This window comes from Sorangium sp. So ce375 (assembly GCF_051473855.1).
Classification (GTDB): Bacteria; Myxococcota_A; Polyangia; order Polyangiales; family Polyangiaceae; genus Sorangium.
Window position 1 is genome coordinate 6,526,446 of record NZ_CP150335.1, and the last position, 16,319, is coordinate 6,542,764.

General features: G+C 69.4%; 13 protein-coding genes. 10 read left to right on the top strand and 3 right to left on the bottom strand.

Features of this window, described 5'->3' with window-relative positions; genetic code table 11:
• The first annotated feature begins 88 nt into the window (after positions 1-88).
• The gene (locus WME90_RS24095) at positions 89-2,098 is read left to right on the top strand and encodes a DUF4139 domain-containing protein (RefSeq protein WP_437283530.1); all 2,010 of its coding nucleotides are present in this window, start codon (positions 89-91) and stop codon (positions 2,096-2,098) included.
• Positions 2,099-2,275: 177 nt separating this feature from the next.
• On the opposite strand, the gene WME90_RS24100 is transcribed toward WME90_RS24095, so the two are convergent.
• Complete coding sequence (locus tag WME90_RS24100; protein WP_437283531.1) at positions 2,276-3,172, bottom strand: type 1 glutamine amidotransferase domain-containing protein; 897 nt, start codon at positions 3,170-3,172, stop codon at positions 2,276-2,278.
• Between the two features lie 120 nt (positions 3,173-3,292).
• Positions 3,293-3,904, bottom strand: coding sequence for a Crp/Fnr family transcriptional regulator (locus tag WME90_RS24105; RefSeq protein WP_437283532.1), 612 nt, complete (start codon positions 3,902-3,904; stop codon positions 3,293-3,295).
• 507 nt (positions 3,905-4,411) lie between these two features.
• On the opposite strand from WME90_RS24105, the gene WME90_RS24110 reads away from it, so the two are divergent.
• The 9 genes from WME90_RS24110 to WME90_RS24150 all read left to right on the top strand — a co-directional run bounded on the left by WME90_RS24110 (position 4,412) and on the right by WME90_RS24150 (position 14,966).
• On the top strand, positions 4,412-4,864 hold the full coding sequence (locus WME90_RS24110; RefSeq protein ID WP_437283533.1) for a hypothetical protein: 453 nt from the start codon (positions 4,412-4,414) through the stop codon (positions 4,862-4,864).
• A 683-nt stretch (positions 4,865-5,547) separates the two neighbouring features.
• Positions 5,548-6,006: a hypothetical protein gene (locus WME90_RS24115; RefSeq protein WP_437283534.1), complete on the top strand. Its 459-nt coding sequence runs from the start codon at positions 5,548-5,550 to the stop codon at positions 6,004-6,006.
• Between the two features lie 669 nt (positions 6,007-6,675).
• Complete coding sequence (locus WME90_RS24120; protein ID WP_437283535.1) at positions 6,676-7,137, top strand: hypothetical protein; 462 nt, start codon at positions 6,676-6,678, stop codon at positions 7,135-7,137.
• A 201-nt stretch (positions 7,138-7,338) separates the two neighbouring features.
• Positions 7,339-7,599, top strand: a complete 261-nt coding sequence (locus WME90_RS24125; RefSeq protein WP_437283536.1) for a hypothetical protein — start codon at positions 7,339-7,341, stop codon at positions 7,597-7,599.
• Between the two features lie 83 nt (positions 7,600-7,682).
• Positions 7,683-8,378 (top strand): GIN domain-containing protein, encoded by a 696-nt coding sequence (locus tag WME90_RS24130; protein WP_437283537.1) that lies wholly within the window; start codon positions 7,683-7,685, stop codon positions 8,376-8,378.
• Positions 8,379-8,444: 66 nt separating this feature from the next.
• The gene (locus tag WME90_RS24135; RefSeq protein ID WP_437283538.1) at positions 8,445-11,084 is read left to right on the top strand and encodes a lanthionine synthetase LanC family protein; all 2,640 of its coding nucleotides are present in this window, start codon (positions 8,445-8,447) and stop codon (positions 11,082-11,084) included.
• Between the two features lie 512 nt (positions 11,085-11,596).
• Positions 11,597-12,460 (top strand): mechanosensitive ion channel family protein, encoded by an 864-nt coding sequence (locus WME90_RS24140; RefSeq protein ID WP_437283539.1) that lies wholly within the window; start codon positions 11,597-11,599, stop codon positions 12,458-12,460.
• Between the two features lie 235 nt (positions 12,461-12,695).
• A complete protein-coding gene (locus tag WME90_RS24145; protein WP_437283540.1) occupies positions 12,696-13,508 on the top strand; it encodes a mechanosensitive ion channel family protein in 813 nt (270 codons plus the stop codon).
• 375 nt (positions 13,509-13,883) lie between these two features.
• Positions 13,884-14,966 carry a GH12 family glycosyl hydrolase domain-containing protein gene (locus WME90_RS24150; protein ID WP_437283541.1) on the top strand — a complete coding sequence of 361 codons (1,083 nt, stop codon included), beginning with the start codon at positions 13,884-13,886 and terminating at the stop codon, positions 14,964-14,966.
• 125 nt (positions 14,967-15,091) lie between these two features.
• Here the strand turns inward: WME90_RS24150 and WME90_RS24155 are convergent, their stop codons facing one another.
• Positions 15,092-16,045 carry a hypothetical protein gene (locus tag WME90_RS24155; protein WP_437283542.1) on the bottom strand — a complete coding sequence of 318 codons (954 nt, stop codon included), beginning with the start codon at positions 16,043-16,045 and terminating at the stop codon, positions 15,092-15,094.
• Positions 16,046-16,319: the final 274 nt, after the last annotated feature.

Genomic DNA, 16,319 nt, shown 5'->3' on the forward strand with positions numbered 1-16,319 from the left:
GTCAGCCACCGTCGTTGACGCCCTCCGGAGCGGCGTTATGGACCCGTACGGCGGGGCCATCGCACGCCCCCGCCGGGGGGAGGCGACGATGAACCATGGATTGAGGACCACGGCGACGCTGAGGGCCGCCGCGATGGATCCGGCCCGATCAGGGGCCGCGCCGGAGGCGCCCTCGCTCCGCCGGGTGGTGCTCTCGACGGGCGGAGTCGGATACTTCGAATACGAGGCGCGCGTGCGCGGCGACGCCGAGCTCCGGCTCGAGGTGCGGCTCGATCAGGTCGACGACGTGCTGAAGAGCATCGTCGTTTACGACGATCGCGGCGTGACGGGGAATATCACGCTTCCCGGGAGGGAGCCGCTGCGCGACCTGTTCCGCGAGCTCCCGTTCGACGAGGGTGCGCTCGAGTCCGAGGCCGCCCTGCTGAACGCCCTGCGCGGCGCCGAGGTGCGGACACGAGGGCGACAAGGGGCCATCACCGGGAGGATCGTCGCGGTCACCACGGCGCAGGCGGCGCTGCCGCACGGCGGCTCGGAGGACCGTCACCGGCTCGCGCTGATGTCGGAGGGCGCGCTGAAGCAGGTCGTCCTGGAGGAGCTCGAGAGCGTGGAGCTCGTCGAGGAGCGGCTGCGGCAGCAGGTCGGCGCGGCGCTGCTCGGCCTCTCGACCCAGCGGGAGCGCAACCGCCGCGAGCTCGTCGTGCGCACGGCCGGCGAGGGCGAGCGGGTGGTCCGGGTGGCCTACGTCGTCGAGGCGCCGCTCTGGAAGACATCGTATCGGCTCACCGTGCCGGAAGACGCGCAGACGAAGACCGGGGCGCTCGCCGGGTGGGCCATCGTCGAGAACCAGAGCGGGAGCGACTGGCATAACGTGGATTTCACCCTGGTGTCGGGAGATCCGGTGACGTTCCGCCAGGCGCTCTACGAGATCTATTATGTGGCTCGGCCCGAGGTGCCCGTCGACGTCGCCGAGCGCGTGCTGCCGCGGCTCGACGAGGGCGCCGCCGGGCTCGCGGCCAGGGCCGCGCGGCGCATGGGCTACCGCGCCGGCGGCGCCGACGGGGAGATGCGCGCGCCGGCCCCGGCGATCACCGTGCCCAGCGAGAAGGTCGAGCCGGAGCCCAGGGAGGCGGCGACGCAGGTCGTGTTCCACTTCCCTGCGCCGATCACGATCGCGAGCGGGCAGACGGCCCTCCTCCCGATCGTCCAGCGCGAGATCCCGGCAGAGCGGCTGTGGCTCTATCAGCCGGAGGCGAGCGCGCGCAGCCCGCTCGCCTCGGTCCGGCTGAGGAACGACGGCGACGCGTCGCTTCCGGCCGGAGCGATGACGGTCTACGAGCGCTCGGGCCGGGGGGTCGTCACCTACGTCGGCGACGCGCGCCTCGCGCCGCTGCCGCCGGGGGAATCGCGGATCGTGAGCTTCGCCGTGGACCGGAAGGTGCGAATCGACCGCGAGGAGCGGGGCGAGGAGGCGTTCTCGCGCGCCAAGATCCAGGGCGGCATGCTCGAGATCGTCAGGACCGCCCGCAGGGTGACGGTCTACACGATCGTGGGCGCGGCGCGCGAGCCGCGCGTCGTGCTCATCGAGCACCCGCGCCTCGCCGGCTGGGAGCTCGCCGAGCCGACGGAGGGCGTCGAGACGACCAGCGACCGCTACCGCATACGGCGCGAGGTCGCCGCGGGCGAGACGGCGCGCGTGACGGTGGTGCTGGAGCAGCCCATCTCGCACACGGTCGCGCTCACGAGCCTCTCCAGCGAGGAGATCGAGGTGTACCTCTCGTCGGGCGAGATCCCCGAGGCGCTGCGCGCGGCGCTCGCGCGGCTCGCGGAGCTCCGGGCCGCGGTCGCCGAGGGGCAGCGCGCGCTCTCGGCCCTCGAGTCCGAGCTCGCGGCGCTGCGCGCCGAGCAGGAGCGCGTGCGCAACAACCTCAAGGTCGTGCCCGCGGGGAGCGCGCTCCACGAGCGCTACCTCAGGACGCTGACCGAACAGGAAGACCGGATCGCGGCGGTGTCGGCGAAGCTGCCGGGAGCGCGTGAGGCGATGGCCAGCGCGGAGCGGGCGCTCGCCGACTACGTGCGGGGCCTGTCGCTCACGCCGTAGCGAAGAGCGCACGCGCCCTCGGCAAGAATTTGCCGGTAAACCCTCGCCCAGCAAGGCCAAATCCTACCGGTTCGCCCCGCGCGAGATGGGAACGTCGCCCTGAGGCCGAACCACGCCGCCGCGTCGCGGGCCGGACGGGCCATGGAGCTCCCATGGCCCGCGCTCCCCCGAGCAGGTCTATCGATGGCCATCTCGGGCATCCTCGACGCAGCGGGCGCCGCGCCGATAGTCGGCCAGGGCCTCCAGGTAAAGCGCGCTGAACCGATCGGTGGAGAAGGGATTCTGGCTTGTCACGAGGTTGCAATCCCGCTGCGCGTGGGCGCCCCCCGGGAATGCGGCCTCGTGCTCGTAGCCGTGGTCCTCGAGCTGCTCGCCGATGTCCCGGACCTGCGCCTCGGCCCCCATGACGAAGGTCTCGATGTAGAGCTCTTCGAGCGACGAGACCGACGTCACAGTTCGACCGCTGAGCGGGTTCGGCTGCCGCATGCGCGTGAGCACCGCCGGCGCATGGCAGATGAGCCCCACGGGCTGGTGTTTCGCGCCAAAGTGAGCGAGCAGCGCGTGCAGATCCGCGTTGTCGAGCAGGTCGACCATCACGCCCTGTCCGCCAGGGACGACGATGCCATCGAACGAGTCGGCCGCGGCGCGGGCCTCTTTGAGGCTGAGCGGCGCGCGGACCTGCGGGGCGCGCTCGATGAAACGTCGCGCTTGCGCGCGCCGCGCTTCGTCTTGCCAATACCGCTCATCGAGGCTCTCCGGGTCGATCGCCGGGGCGGCTCCTGCGTCGGTCGCGAACACGACCTCGTGCCCCGCGCCGGTGAGGGCCAGGTACGGCTCGTAGAGCTCGCCGAGGAACGTGCCTGTCGCGCGCTTCGAGCTGTCGGCGAGCGTCTGCTCTCGCGCGGCGCTGAGGACGAAGAGGATCTTCCCTTTGGGTTTCTCTGCCACCGGGCGCTCGGGGAACACCGGGTGGAGCGTCGGCGCCGCGGCGCCGCACGCGACGAGCGCCCAGCCGGTGAGCAGGACCGCGAGGCCCGCGAAGAGCGCCGTCGTTCGGGCCGCGCCCCCCGGCAATCCGCGTCCCCTCGGGTCACGCGCGGGTTTCGTTGCTGGGCGGTCGCTGTCTCGCTTCGTTCGTTCCGTCGTCATGCGAGAGAACATGACCAGCGGAGCGCGGGCGCACCTTGACCTAGGTCAAGGAGCAGCGGCCCTTGTCGCGGCGCGCTTCAGGCGGCTCAGGGCCTCGGGTGTGATGCCGAGATACGCGGCGATGTGGTAGTCGGGCACGCGGCGCGCCACGGCGCCGTGCTCTGCGAGGAACGCGCGATAACGCTCGGCGGCCGGTTCCATCAGCAGCGACGCCTCGCGACGCACCTTCTTCAGGTACACCCGCTCGACGATCCGGCGGCTCACCCGCTCCCAGTGGATATCGCGCTCACAGAGCTCGCTCAGCCGCGAGTACGGCGCGACGAAGAGCTGCATCGGGGTCAGCGCCTGAATCGTCAGGCGGGCAGGTTCCTTGGTGATCAGCGCCTCCAGCACCGACATGAAGTCGGGCGCGGAGATGAACCCCTTGTTGAACTCCTTCCCATCGCGCCGCGTGTAGAACATCCTCGCGATGCCGGAGTTGACAAGCGCCACCGAGTCGCTCGCCTCGCCCGCCCGCACGAACGTCTCGCCCTTGCGCAGGCTCTTTCCATGGAACAAGGAGGCGAAGGCGTCGAAGCGCGGCGCCGGCCGGGCGTCGAGGACCGCGATCATGCGCGCGAGCGCCGCCACCTGCTCCGCGCGGGAGAGCTGAACCATCGACGGAGAGCCTACCACAGCGCTCCCGGAGCTCTACTGCGCGCCCTCCGCTCCCCTCCTGCGCACCCCCTTCGGTGTCCTGTGTCACGATCGCACGGCTCCTGCGCCGCCCAGGCGACGTCCTGCGCGCCCCCGTGGGCGTCCCGCGCAACGAGGGTTCGACGTCTGCGCAACCTCGGCACCCCTGCTGCGCCGCCTCAGCGCCCTCAGGCACGGAACAGGGGATCCTCCGGCACACGCCGCAGCATGACGTGCGCACCATTTTCCCCACCTGCGGACGCCTCGCTGGGAGCAACGTAGCCGGTGCGACGTGAGCGCCGCGGCCTCGCCTGGTCGCAATGCACGGACAAGCCCCTTCATGGAGCGCATGGGACGCCGGGAATCGCCTCGGAGAGTGAAGAGAGAAGCCCAAAGGCAAATCACATGGGATGGACGAAACCTCACCACGGCGCCATGTTCCTCGTAAGCGTGGGATACAGGCTGCCACGCTGAACAGGAGGTACGTCCATGAAATCCATGAAAGATGGAGCCACCCGAATCTCGCTCGTCGCGTCCGCGCTGCTCAGCGCATCCAGCGCGTCCGCCGCCACGACGGAGGCGCCGCTCGTCGCTGAACCCCCGCCCATGGCCGGCGAGCAGGCGGCGAGCGCGAAGGCCCTTCGAACGATCTTCGTGAACATCAAGAACGATCTTACCCGTGATACCCAATTTCGCTCTGAATTCGCCGCGGATCCGCGCAAAGCTCTCTCGGATCGCGGCGTCTCCCGGAGCCTCCAGCAGGGGTTGCTCGATGGGAGCCTCAACTTGCCTGATTCGCGCTTCCTCATCGCGCAGGGGTGCACCGTGAGCTCGTGCGTGGCCACGAGCTGCACGTCCACGAGCTGCACCACGACCGTCTGCACGACGACCTCCTGCACAACGACCGGCGGCGGCTGCGTCTGTGTTACGGGCTGTCGGTGATCATCGCGTCCCCCGTCGGGTTGGTGAGGATCGCGGCCCCGTGATCGCCGGAGTTCACCGTTCACCGCCGGCCCGCACTCGGATCTGGGCCGCGCTCGCGTCCGCGGCGTAGACGTTACGCTCGCTGCAAGTCGAAGCTCCGAGGGCTGCCGCCCTCCGGCCTTCTGGAGCTCCGCCCTGTCGGAGTCCCCCGCCGAGGAGCGCGGCTATCCGGGCGGTCCCAGTCCTCTGCGCCGGGCGATCGGCCGTCTCCGCGCCAAGAAGCCGGCAGAGGCATTCCAGCGGCTGCATAACCGACTTCGACTGGTCCTGGCCCGAGAAGATCGACCGCGAGGCCGTCAACGACCTCTTCGGCCTCGGCTTCCTCGCCACCGGCCACAACGCCGTGCTCGTCGGCCCCTCGCGCCGCCCGACTGCGCGACAGGCGTCCGCGTGGCCTACAGCGCGTCCCTTCGCTTCGGCGGCCGCTGAAGCACAGCGCATCTCGCCAAGATCGACCACGCTCATCCGCAGAATGGCTCCGGGGAACCGCTCGCATGTGCACCCCCTGCTCCAAGCACAGGCCCGGCGCTCTCCTGCAGGCCCATGGGGGCAAAACATATAGGATGGACGGAACTCACCCAGGCACCATGTTCCTGGCAAGCGTGGGATACAGGCTGCCACGCTGAACAGGAGGAACGTCCATGAAATCCGTGAAAGATGGGGCCACGCGCATCTCGCTCGTCGCGTCCGCGCTGCTCAGCGCGTCCAGCGCGTCCGCCGCCACGGTGGAGCGCCCGCTCGCCGCCGAACCCCCGCCCATGGCCGGCGAGCAGGCGGCGGGCGCGAAGGCCCTTCGGACGATCTTTGTGAACATCAAGAACGATCTCACCCGTGACGCCCAGTTTCGCTCCGAATTCGCCGCGGATCCGCGCCAGGCCATCTCGGATCGCGGCATCTCCCGGAGCCTCCAGCAGGGGTTGCTCGATGGGCGCCTCAACTTGCCTGTTTCGCGCTTCCTCATCGCGCAGGGGTGCACCGTGAGCACGTGCACGTCCACGAGCTGCACGTCCACAAGCTGCACGACGACCACCTGCACCACGACTTCCTGCACCAATACCGACGGCGGCGGCTGTTTTACAGGCTGCTGCGTCACGGCGTAGGCTGGGCGCAGGGAGCGGTGCAGCCTCTCTCTGCTCTTCACCTCTCCCTCTGCACCTCCATGCCCGTTCCCTCTCCCTCCGCGTTGGGCTGCGTCGAGTCGGCCCGATGGTGCGACGAGGCGGCCCCATGGCTTGTGTGCAGCGCGGTCGCGGCCGAGCGGTGTACCGCGATCGCGTGCTCACCCGGAAGGTACTCATAAAAGACAGAATGAGTCGAGTCTCGCTGGTCGCGGCCGCGATGCTGAGCGCGTCCACCGCCTCTGCCGCCCTCTATGCGCCCGTCGAGCCGACCGATGCGTCGCCGGTTCGACGCCTGCGCAGCCTCCGCACCCCTGCTGCGCCGCCTCAGCGCCCTCAGGCGCAGAACAGGGATCCTCCTGCACACGCCGCGGCATGACCTGAGCAACATTCTCCCCGCCCGCGCGCGCCTCCTTGGGAGCCATGCGGCCCGGTGCGCCGTGCTCGCCGCGGCCTCGCCTGGTCGCAATGCATGGACAACCGCCGTCCTGGAGCCCACGGGACGCCGGGAATCGCCTTGGAGAGCGAAGAGCGAATCCTTAAGGCAAACCACATGGGGGCAAGAGATATGGGATGGACGGAACTCACCCAGGCACCATGTTCCTGGCAAGCGTGGGATACAGGCTGCCACGCTGAACAGGAGGAACGTCCATGAAATCCGTGAAAGATGGGGCCACGCGCATCTCGCTCGTCGCGTCCGCGCTGCTCAGCGCGTCCAGCGCGTCCGCCGCCACGGTGGAGCGCCCGCTCGCCGCCGAACCCCCGCCCATGGCCGGCGAGCAGGCGGCGGGCGCGAAGGCCCTTCGGACGATCTTTGTGAACATCAAGAACGATCTCACCCGTGACGCCCAGTTTCGCTCCGAATTCGCCGCGGATCCGCGCCAGGCCATCTCGGATCGCGGCATCTCCCGGAGCCTCCAGCAGAGGTTGCTCGATGGGCGCCTCAACTTGCCTGTTTCGCGCTTCCTCCTCGCGCAGGGGTGCACCGTGACCAACTGCACGGAGACGAGCTGCACGTCCACGAGCTGCACCACGACCACCTGCACCACGACCGTCTGCACCAGTACCGGCGGCGGCTGCGTCTGTTTTACGGGCTGCTGCGCCACCGTGTAGGCTGGGCGCAAGGAGCGGTGCGGCCGCTCTCTGCTCCTCGCCTCTCCCTCTCCACCTTCATGCCCGTTTTCCCTCTTTCTCCGCATTGGGCCGCGTTGAGTGGGCTCGACGGTGCGACTAGACGGCCCCATGGCTTGTGTGTAGCGCGGCGGCGGGCCGAGCGGTGTGTCGGACGATCGCGTGCTCACCCGGGAGATGCTCATGAAAGACAGAATGAGTCGAGTTTCGATGGTCGCGGCCGCGATGCTGAGCGCGTCCACCGCCTCCGCCGCCCTCTATGCGCCCGTCGAGCCGGCCGATGCGCCGCTGGCGCAGCCGAGCCTCCTTGCTGGGTCGCACACACTAGCGAAGCTTGGCTGTACCGTCACGAACTGCATCCGCACGGGTTGCTCGGTGACGGGCTGCGCCGTCACAAGCTGCGTCTTTACGATCACGAACTGCGCGTACACCCGCTTTGGTTAGTCGGCCCTTCATATGAGTTTGTCCCGTCACAGAAACGCGAGGATCCGATGAGAACCACGACGTCCAGCGCGATGATGACTATCATGATGGCCGTGTCGGCAGGGGCGTGCTCCGCGTCGACGGCCGCGGCGGATGTGAACAACGGCGAGCGCGCCGAGGAGACCAGGAGCGTCAGTGGATTCGAGGCGATCCGCGCGGAGGGCGTGTACCGCCTCGATATCAGCGAGAGCGCGGCCTTCCGCGTCGTCGTTAGCGGCGACAGCTACAACGTGCCTCGTATCGAGACCAGGGTCGAGGGGGGGACGCTCGTCATTTCCCAGTCATCGTCGATCTCGTCGGATATCCCCACCGTGGTCACGGTCCAGATGCCAAATCTGGAGTCGGCGTCGATCGGCGGCGTCATCGCTGCGCACGTCAGCGGCTTCGCCGGCAGCGCGCTCCGGCTGGAGCAGCGCGGCACCTCCAGCATGAGCGTGGAAGACGCGCAGTACACGCAGCTCTCCGTCGGGGTGGCGGGGACATCCTCTCTCCAGCTCGCTGGGCACGCGGATCGCCTGACGCTCCACGTCTCGGGGACGTCGCAGGCCACCGCGAAGTCCTTCACCGCGGAGGTAGCGGAGGTCGTCATCTCAGGGACGTCCGTGGTCACCCTCGGCGAGTGCGGCACGCTGACAGGCTCCGTCGATGGGATCTCCGTGCTCAATTACCTCGGGACGCCCGACTCCGCGAGAGGCGTCCGCATGGCCCTCACATCGTCCCTCCGCTTCGTCGGCCGCTGAAGCAAAGCGCTTCTCGCCATGATCGACCACGCGCATCCGCACGATGGCCCCGGGGGGACCACTCCCATGTCCACCACGTGCTCCAATCACCAACAGGTCACTCACGAAGGCGTCGCCGCGGCCCTCGAGGCGCTGGAGCGGCGCGCGACGGCGGCGGGGTTTCGCGTCTCGCGGCGCCGAACCAGCGGCTTCTCGTGGCTTGGATTCGACCCGGGTGGCCTGTCCCTGCCTCCTCAAGGCTGGAAGATCCACGTCTCCGCCGGCGCGCTCGATCTCGTCCACCTGACCCAAGCGCTCCTCCCGTGGCTCATCGAGGCGCGGCGGTGCTTCAAGCTGCCCTCCGAGCTCGAGGGGATCCTGCGCCTGAACGTGGGACAGGGCGGGGTCACGCAGATCGGAAAGATCGTGACCGTCTACTGCAAGGACGCAGAGGAGGCGGCGTCGACCGCCGTCGAGCTGGACCGCCTCATGCCCCACTCCTCCGGGCCGGTCGTCAAGAACGAGCGCCACCTCCGGCCGGGCGGCGCGGTGAGCTTGCGCTATGGCAGCTTCACCCTGCAGAGCCAGGAAGACGAGTTCGGGAGGCACGATCGGATCATCCTGAACCCCGCCGGAGCCCCTGTGCCCGATCGGCTCGACGCCTCGTGTGATCTCCCCCTGTCCCTCCCCGTCGTCGAAGAGGTCGAGGAGCCCATGGAGGAGGACATGGCGCGCGCAGGGCTGGGACGCTTCGTGCCAATCAAGCTCCTGCGCGGCGGGATCAAGAGGCTCTACCTGGGGCTCGATAAGGACTCTGGTGGGACGGTGATCATCAAGCACGCGACCCGTGGCGTCGGCGGCGACGCTTCCGGCTGGGATCACGCGAGGCGACTGCGCAACGAATACGAGCTCTGGACGTCGCTGCGCGCGCGCGGGCTCACCGGGCCGGCGGCGCTCGGCTACGGCTCCGCTGCGCATGCGTATCTCGTGCTGGAGCACCTCGCCGGGACATCGCTGGACGAGCTCGACACCGCGGCGCGCTTCGGGGCGCTCGCCGAGCTCGCCGGGCAGCTCGCCGAGCTGCACGCGCGCGGGGTCGTCCATCGCGACGTGAAGCTCTCGAACGCTCTGCGGTGCGAGCGCGGCGTGGTCCTGCTCGACCTGGAGATCGCCGCCCCGATCGGGGCGCAGGATTTCGCCGCGGTGGGCACCCGGATCTACGCCGCGCCGGAGGGGGTCCGCGTCGCCCCTCAGCCATCCTATGACATCTATGGCCTGGGCTGCTGCCTCGCGTACGCCGCGCTCGACTACGATCCCGCGATGCTCCCCGCGGGGAAGGACAAGCTGCTCCGCCTGGTCGAGGGCTCACCTCATGAGCGCTACCTCGACCTGATCCGGGCGTGCCTCTCGGACTCTCCCGGTGATCGCCCCTCAGCCCAGGAGGTGAAAGCCCGACTGGAGGCCTGCTCGTCCTCGCCGCACGGCGCCGTGCCAGCGCGCCCTCACTGCGCGCCCCCGCCTGACCGGATGCTCGAGGCCTCGCTCTCCGTCGCCTCCTCGACGAGGGCCTTCTTCGAGACGATGAACGACGTGGGGTGGTGGCGCAACGAGCACCTGTATCCCGATTATGCATGCGAGGGCATCAACCTCGGCGCCGCCGGGATCATCGTCGGGCTCGCGTCGATCGCGGAGGCTCAGGGCAGCCGGCGCTTCGACGACGAGATCCACCGCGCGGCGAGGTGGCTCTCGCTGCGGGAGCCCAGCGCCTCATGCGGGCTCTTCACCGGATCTGCCGGGGCCGCGCTGGCGCTCTCGCTCGCGGGCGCTCGCCTCGGGGAGCCTCGGCTCATCGAGGCAGGCGTCGCGCGGATGGAGCACGCCATCACCCGGTGCCAGGAGCGCGACCTCTTCGTCGGCATGGCCGGCGTCGCCTACGCGGCGCACCTGATCGCCCGGATCACCGGCTCGGACGAGCTGCTCGTCCGGTCCGAGCCGATGGTCCTCGCGCTGCTCGACCAGTTCGAGACCAAGCCTGGCGACTTCGGCTGGCGGAGCTCGGGCAAGCTGGATCCGGACGTCGAGTGCTTCACCGGCGCCTCGCACGGCACGAGCGGTATCGCCGCGGCGCTCGCGCTCTGGGGGCGAGACGCGGGCGCGACCGAGCTCGTCGACTTCGCCGTCCACCTGTTCGAGCGTGTCTATCGCGAGTGCCGCACGCCCGACGGCAGGACGCTGCGGCGGCACCTCGGCGCCGAGATGCTGGCGGCCCCCCTGGGCGCGTGGTGCCACGGCCCCGCCGGTTATCTCTGGTCCATCCTGCTCAGCGTCGGAGACCTGGAGCGCCTCCGCGAGCCCATGGACTGGGCGTTCAATTGCCTCGCTGGGTCGGTGCGCCTCGAGAACCCGACGTTTTGCCATGGGCTCTCCGGGCAGCTCGAGATGCTGCGCATGGCGGCGCAGATCGAGCGCTATCGCGCGCGGGCAGAGGAGCTCATCGACAGGATCTCGGGGCTGCTCGATGTCCTGAGATCGTCGAGCCCCGTCGGGGACTTCTGGGGAGCCGAAGAGCCGGTCATCATCACCCCGGATCTCTGGGTAGGGTTCCTTGGGCCAGCGGCGGTGATGGCCATGACGGCCATCCAGTCGCGGGATGCGCTGCTGTCCGCCGACTGGCTGGTGCGGTGCGCGAGCGCGGGACGCAGCGAAGCGGTGGCTCCCGCGGCCTGACGCGCGGGACGACGCCCTCGAACGAGGTCATCAGATCGTCCGTCGCATCCGTGGGTCGCGGACGCCGATTCGGCGGCGCTGCCCGTCGTGCTGGGGCTCCCGGCGCATCGGGGAGCCTATCACGGCGCCCCCGGCGCTCGTCCCTCGATCCGCGGCGCACCGTCCTGGCGACGAGCCGGGCCGGCGGGCTCGGCTCGCGAGCGCAGGTGAGCCCTCACGCCGCCCCCTCCGCCTCCCTCCTCCGCCGGACCAGCGCGCCCGCGTCGGCCGGTCGACGCCGCGAGCGGCCCCGCCGCCCGTTGCTCCCTCGCGACAACGAGGTATCCGCTCCGTGTCCACCTGATGTGCCAAGGCCGCAGGGTTGATGCTCGAAGATCTCGGTACACGCCTCTCGCGGACCGCCCCTCCGCCGTGATAGAGCTGGCCGCCGGGGGCATCCAGCGAGGCGCGTCGCGCACGCGCCTTGCACAGGGGCCCCCGCGAGCGGCGGGCACGTCGCCAGGAGGCTTGAGATGGACGAGAGAGTTCAGCGGTACGTGGACATGGGGGTAGCGCTCGGGGTGAGCGTCGGCGGGAAGATCGTGGGCGCGATCCTCGTCTGGGTCATCGGCCGCATGATCGTCCGGGGCATCCTGTCGATGATGCAGCGCAGCTCCGCGCTGAAGAAGCTCGACACGACGCTGGCGCATTACCTGGAGTCGGCGGCGTCCGTGCTGCTGAACATCCTGCTCGTCATCGCCGTGCTCAGCGTCTTCGGCGTCGAGACGACCACCTTCGCCAGCCTGCTCGCCGCGATCGGCATCGCCGTCGGCATGGCGTGGTCCGGCCTCCTGTCGAACCTCGCGGCCGGCATCTTCATGATCCTCCTGCGCCCCTTCAAGACCGGGGACTACGTGACAGCCGGCGGCGTGACGGGCACCGTCCACTCGATCGGCCTGTTCGCGACCACGCTCGACACGCCCGACAACGTCCGCACCATCATCGGCAACAACAAGATCTTCAGCGACACGATCCAGAACTTCAGCACGAACCCGGTCCGTCGCGTCGACTGCACCGCGCAGCTCGCGCACGGCGCGGATCACGAGGCGGCGATCACGCGGCTCAAGACGCACCTCGCGCTCATCCCGAACGTGGCGAAGGACCCGGCGCCCAGCGTCCAGATCCTGGACTTCACCCTCGCCGGGCCCGTGCTGGCCGTCCGGCCCTTCTGCCATACCGATCACTACTGGGACGTTTACTTCGCCACGACCAAGATCATCCGTGAGGAGCTCGGCAAGATGGGGCTCCCCGTCCCGAGCCAGCACGTGCACATCAACCAGCTCGCGGCGCCGCCCCCGCACCGCACCGCGGCCTCGGAGAACCACCCGACGGCCTGACGCTCCGCCGGTCGACTGCGCTCGGGCCGCGCGCATGCGCGGCCCACCCACGCGACCGCGCGCACGCGCGGCCCACCCACGCGACCGCGCGCATACGCGGCCCGCCCACGCGACCGCGCGCATGCGCGGCCCACCCATCCACCCGCACGCAGCGCGCTGCTCGCCAGGACTTGAGGCCGGCGGGCAGATCCTCTACGCCCGTGCGGCGCGCATGCCGCCTGCGCGCCATCGCACCATGCAGCTCCAGGAATTGGTACCTTCCGCCGACACGCTCCGGTCGATCGCCACCGCGCTCATCATCCTCTCCGCTGGTGGGCTCGCGAGCAAGTGGGCGTACCGGATCGCCGTCAACGCTCTGTGCAGGACTCACCTGGATCCGGCGCTCGCGCGGTTCCTGGCGTCGATGCTCCGCTACACCGTGCTCGCGGCGACGTTCATCGCGTCGATGGAGACGGTGGGCATCCACACGACGAGCCTCGTGGCCGTGATCGCCTCTGCGGGCCTCGCGGTGGGGCTGGCGCTCCAAGGGAGCTTGAGCAACTTCGCGAGCGGCGTGCTCATCCTCTTCTTCAAGCACTTTCAGCTCGGGGACAAGGTCGCCATCGGGAGCCACAAGGGCATCGTCGAGGACATCGGGCTCTTCAACACCACGCTGGTGTCGACGGACAACGAGAAGATCGTGATCCCGAACGCCGCGGTGACAAACGGGCCGATCGTGAACTACTCGGATCGAGGGCTGCTGCGCGGCGCCGTCACGCTCACCGTGGAAGGCCGGCTTCGCGATCTCGGGCCAGCGATGGAGGCCCTGGTGCGCGCGGGCAAGCGCGCCGGCGGCGTGGCGCAGGACCCCGCCCCCACCGTGTTCCTCACGGACATGGAGGACGGCTCCCTCGACCTCACGTTGACGGCCTGGTACAGCGCCGTGGAAGAGGACGGGAGCATGCACAACCTCCGCGTCGCGGCGCTCGAGGAGCTCGACGCGGCCGGCGTCAAGCTGATGAACCGGACGCAGCTCGTCCTTCATCAGCGGAGCAAGGGCACGTCCTAGAGCATCTATCACGTTGGAGCTCCGAGGAATCAACAGAAGGGGAGAGAAACCGCAAGGGCGCGAGGGGCGCAAGGGAAAGGCAAGAACATTTCTCATCTCTAATCCCTTGCGCCCCTTGCGCCCTTGCGGTTTCTCTCTATCCCGCATTCCTTGCCCTTGGAGCTTGCTTCTCGGCAGTTCGGTCGCGCCTCGCAACCCGATGTTGAGAGGTTCGTCGAGCAGTGAAGCTCCCCGTTCGACGCACACCACACTTTTCGAGCTGAGCGGCGGCGCCATCGCTTCTGCTGCAATTGTTCATGTCACGCGCTGCTTTTTCGCCTAACGTCGCGCCGCCCACCGCCGTGCGCCGGTGTCCAGGTGGTATGTTCCCTACCCATGCGCACACGTTCCTTAACCAATTCTTTCGCACTGCTCACGCTGACAGCGACCCTCGCCGCCGGCTGCGGCGACACTTCTGACGACGGGGAGACCGGCGGAGCGTCGGGCTCCGGCGGTCCCACGACCTCGGGCGCCTCGACGAGCGGCGGCACGGGCGGCAGCGGCAGCTCGAGCACGAGCGGCGCCGGTGCGACCGGCGGCGGCGCCGCGGCAACAACGGGCGGCGGCGACGACACCACGGCAGCGACGAGCGGCGCCGGCGCGGGAGGCAGCGGCGGCGCGGGCAGCAGCAGCAGCAGCAGCAACAGCAGCAGCAGCAGCAGCAGCAGCAGCAGCACGGGCACGACGACCCCGGGCTCCGAGCTCGGCAACGGCGCGATGGAGGGCTCCGGCAAATCGAGCGAGCGGTACGAAACGGGCCTCGTCTCGCGCGACGGCACGCCGTACGTGCTCATCACCAACGGCTGGGGCCCCGGCTTCGGCAGCCATACCGTCTCGTGGGAAGGCACGTCGTTCACGGTCGAGAGCATGAGCGGCTCGGCCGGCTCGATGGGGCAGCCCGCTTCGTACCCGTCCGTGTTTTGCGGCCGCTACTCGGTGAAGGAGGTGCCGGACTGCGGCTTGCCCGCGCCGAGCGCATCCATCAAGAGCCTGCGCACCGGCTGGCGCTGGGCCAAAACGAACAACGAGGGCCAGTACAACGCCGCATACGACATCTGGATGGGCAACGGCACGCAGCTCCAGGGCTACCTCATGGTGTGGCTGCACGATCCGACGAAATATCAGCCCGCCGGGCAGCCGAACCGCGAGCACCAGGGCGTGACGGTCGCGAACGTCCCCGGCACGTGGAACATCTGGAACGGCATGGTGAACGGCCTGCCGATCGTGAACTGGGTGCGCGCCGAAGGGACCGACAGCTACGAGATCGAGTTCGACGTGATGGACTTCGTCCGCGACGCGGCGACGCGCGGCCTCAGCGTGCCCGGCAACACGGTGAACGCGGTCGCCGTCGGGTTCGAGATCTGGGAAGGCCCGATCACGAACCTGAAGAGCCTCGACTTCTACGTCGACGTGAACTGAGCGCGCGCTCCGCGCCGCGAGTCGGCGCGCCCCGCGCGGTGAGCCGAGCAGAGGCGCGCCACGGCTGGGGCCGAGACATCCGCCAGACGTTCGAAGATCTCGGCTCTCGACGCGAAGAGGAAGCCTCAGTCGAGGTTGATCACCGCGGTCTCGCCCCCGACATCCAGGCGAGAAAGAAATGATTCGACGGCCGCTCTGGACAGGGGAGACGACCTCGCGAGCCGCGCCACCTCACGAACCCTGGCGAGCGCTGGGAGCCAGTCGAAGCTCGTGAGCTGGCCCGCGCTCGCGAGGTTGAGCTCACCCACCTCCTCGAGGGCTTCGAAGCCGGAGAGGCTCGGCGTTTCCAACAAATGCAGCTGGAACTTCGCACCGACGCGGCGCAGGTTGCGCAGCGCGGTGAAGTCGTCCGTGGCGTTGCGGAAGAGGGTCAGCGAGCCATCGACATGGACGAGAGAGGAAAGCGCCTCCAACCTGCCTGACCCCGTGTCGCTCAGGTGGATCGAGCCACGGAAACGCGTGCATCCGGCGAGGCCTTCGTAGGGCGCGATCACGAGATCGCTCGGCTCGCCGCACACGACCGCCTCGGCATCGGGGTCCGGCGGGTCCGCAGGAACGCCGTCCGTGATGGACACAAGCGCGCCGCTGCGCACGCGCAGCGTCGCGAAAGCCTCCAGCGCTTCGACGCTCAATTGCGAGTTGCGCCGGGCGATCATGGCGGAGCTGATCTCCTCGAGCTCAGGAAGCCACGACATGTCGGCAAAGCTGCCCTCATAGAGCCACAGCTCGGAGACGTATCGGATCGACGGCAGGCCGCGCGAGGCTTCCGGCGCGGCCACGACCACCAATCGACCTTCGACCCGCGTCAGGTTGGACAGGGGCCCGAGGTCCGGAGGAGGCGAGACGAGCAGCAAGGACCCCGCGATCTCCCTGAGATCCGCGAGCGCGTCGATGGCCTCGGGTCCGCCGAGCCCCAGCAGATGGAGCGTGCCGAGAAAGCGCGTACAGCCGCGCAGGCGCTCCAGCTCGGGGGCCGGTCCGGTCGCGTCAGGAAGGAAGTTCGTGCCCACCGCGATCACCTCTCCCGCCGTCCCGCAATCGCGGCCCTCGGGAGATCCGCCTTGCCCGCCCCCGGATGGCTCAGCGCCCCCGGAGCCGCCGGAGCCGGCCGTCTCGCCGCCTCCACCCCCCGCGCCGACGCTCGAAGCTCCTGTCGCTCGGCTCGGGGCGTCGGGCGTGGTGCCACAGCCCGCCACGCCGAGAAACAGCAGCCCCGCCGCGCCGCACAGCGCGGCGCCGCATGTCCATTTCCCCCTCTGCCCTCGCATGGTCGCTCGGTTCTAACAGAACTCT

What these genes read in the sequence shown, in the direction of transcription:
- WME90_RS24125 (WP_437283536.1), top strand. Translation starts at nt 7,339, where the DNA reads ATGAAAGACAGAATGAGTCGAGTTTCGATGGTCGCGGCCGCGATGCTG.
- WME90_RS24105 (WP_437283532.1), bottom strand. Translation starts at nt 3,904, where the DNA reads ATGGTTCAGCTCTCCCGCGCGGAGCAGGTGGCGGCGCTCGCGCGCATG.
- WME90_RS24140 (WP_437283539.1), top strand. Translation starts at nt 11,597, where the DNA reads ATGGACGAGAGAGTTCAGCGGTACGTGGACATGGGGGTAGCGCTCGGG.
- WME90_RS24150 (WP_437283541.1), top strand. Translation starts at nt 13,884, where the DNA reads ATGCGCACACGTTCCTTAACCAATTCTTTCGCACTGCTCACGCTGACA.
- WME90_RS24095 (WP_437283530.1), top strand. Translation starts at nt 89, where the DNA reads ATGAACCATGGATTGAGGACCACGGCGACGCTGAGGGCCGCCGCGATG.
- WME90_RS24110 (WP_437283533.1), top strand. Translation starts at nt 4,412, where the DNA reads ATGAAATCCATGAAAGATGGAGCCACCCGAATCTCGCTCGTCGCGTCC.
- WME90_RS24135 (WP_437283538.1), top strand. Translation starts at nt 8,445, where the DNA reads ATGTCCACCACGTGCTCCAATCACCAACAGGTCACTCACGAAGGCGTC.
- WME90_RS24120 (WP_437283535.1), top strand. Translation starts at nt 6,676, where the DNA reads ATGAAATCCGTGAAAGATGGGGCCACGCGCATCTCGCTCGTCGCGTCC.
- WME90_RS24115 (WP_437283534.1), top strand. Translation starts at nt 5,548, where the DNA reads ATGAAATCCGTGAAAGATGGGGCCACGCGCATCTCGCTCGTCGCGTCC.
- WME90_RS24130 (WP_437283537.1), top strand. Translation starts at nt 7,683, where the DNA reads ATGATGGCCGTGTCGGCAGGGGCGTGCTCCGCGTCGACGGCCGCGGCG.
- WME90_RS24145 (WP_437283540.1), top strand. Translation starts at nt 12,696, where the DNA reads ATGCAGCTCCAGGAATTGGTACCTTCCGCCGACACGCTCCGGTCGATC.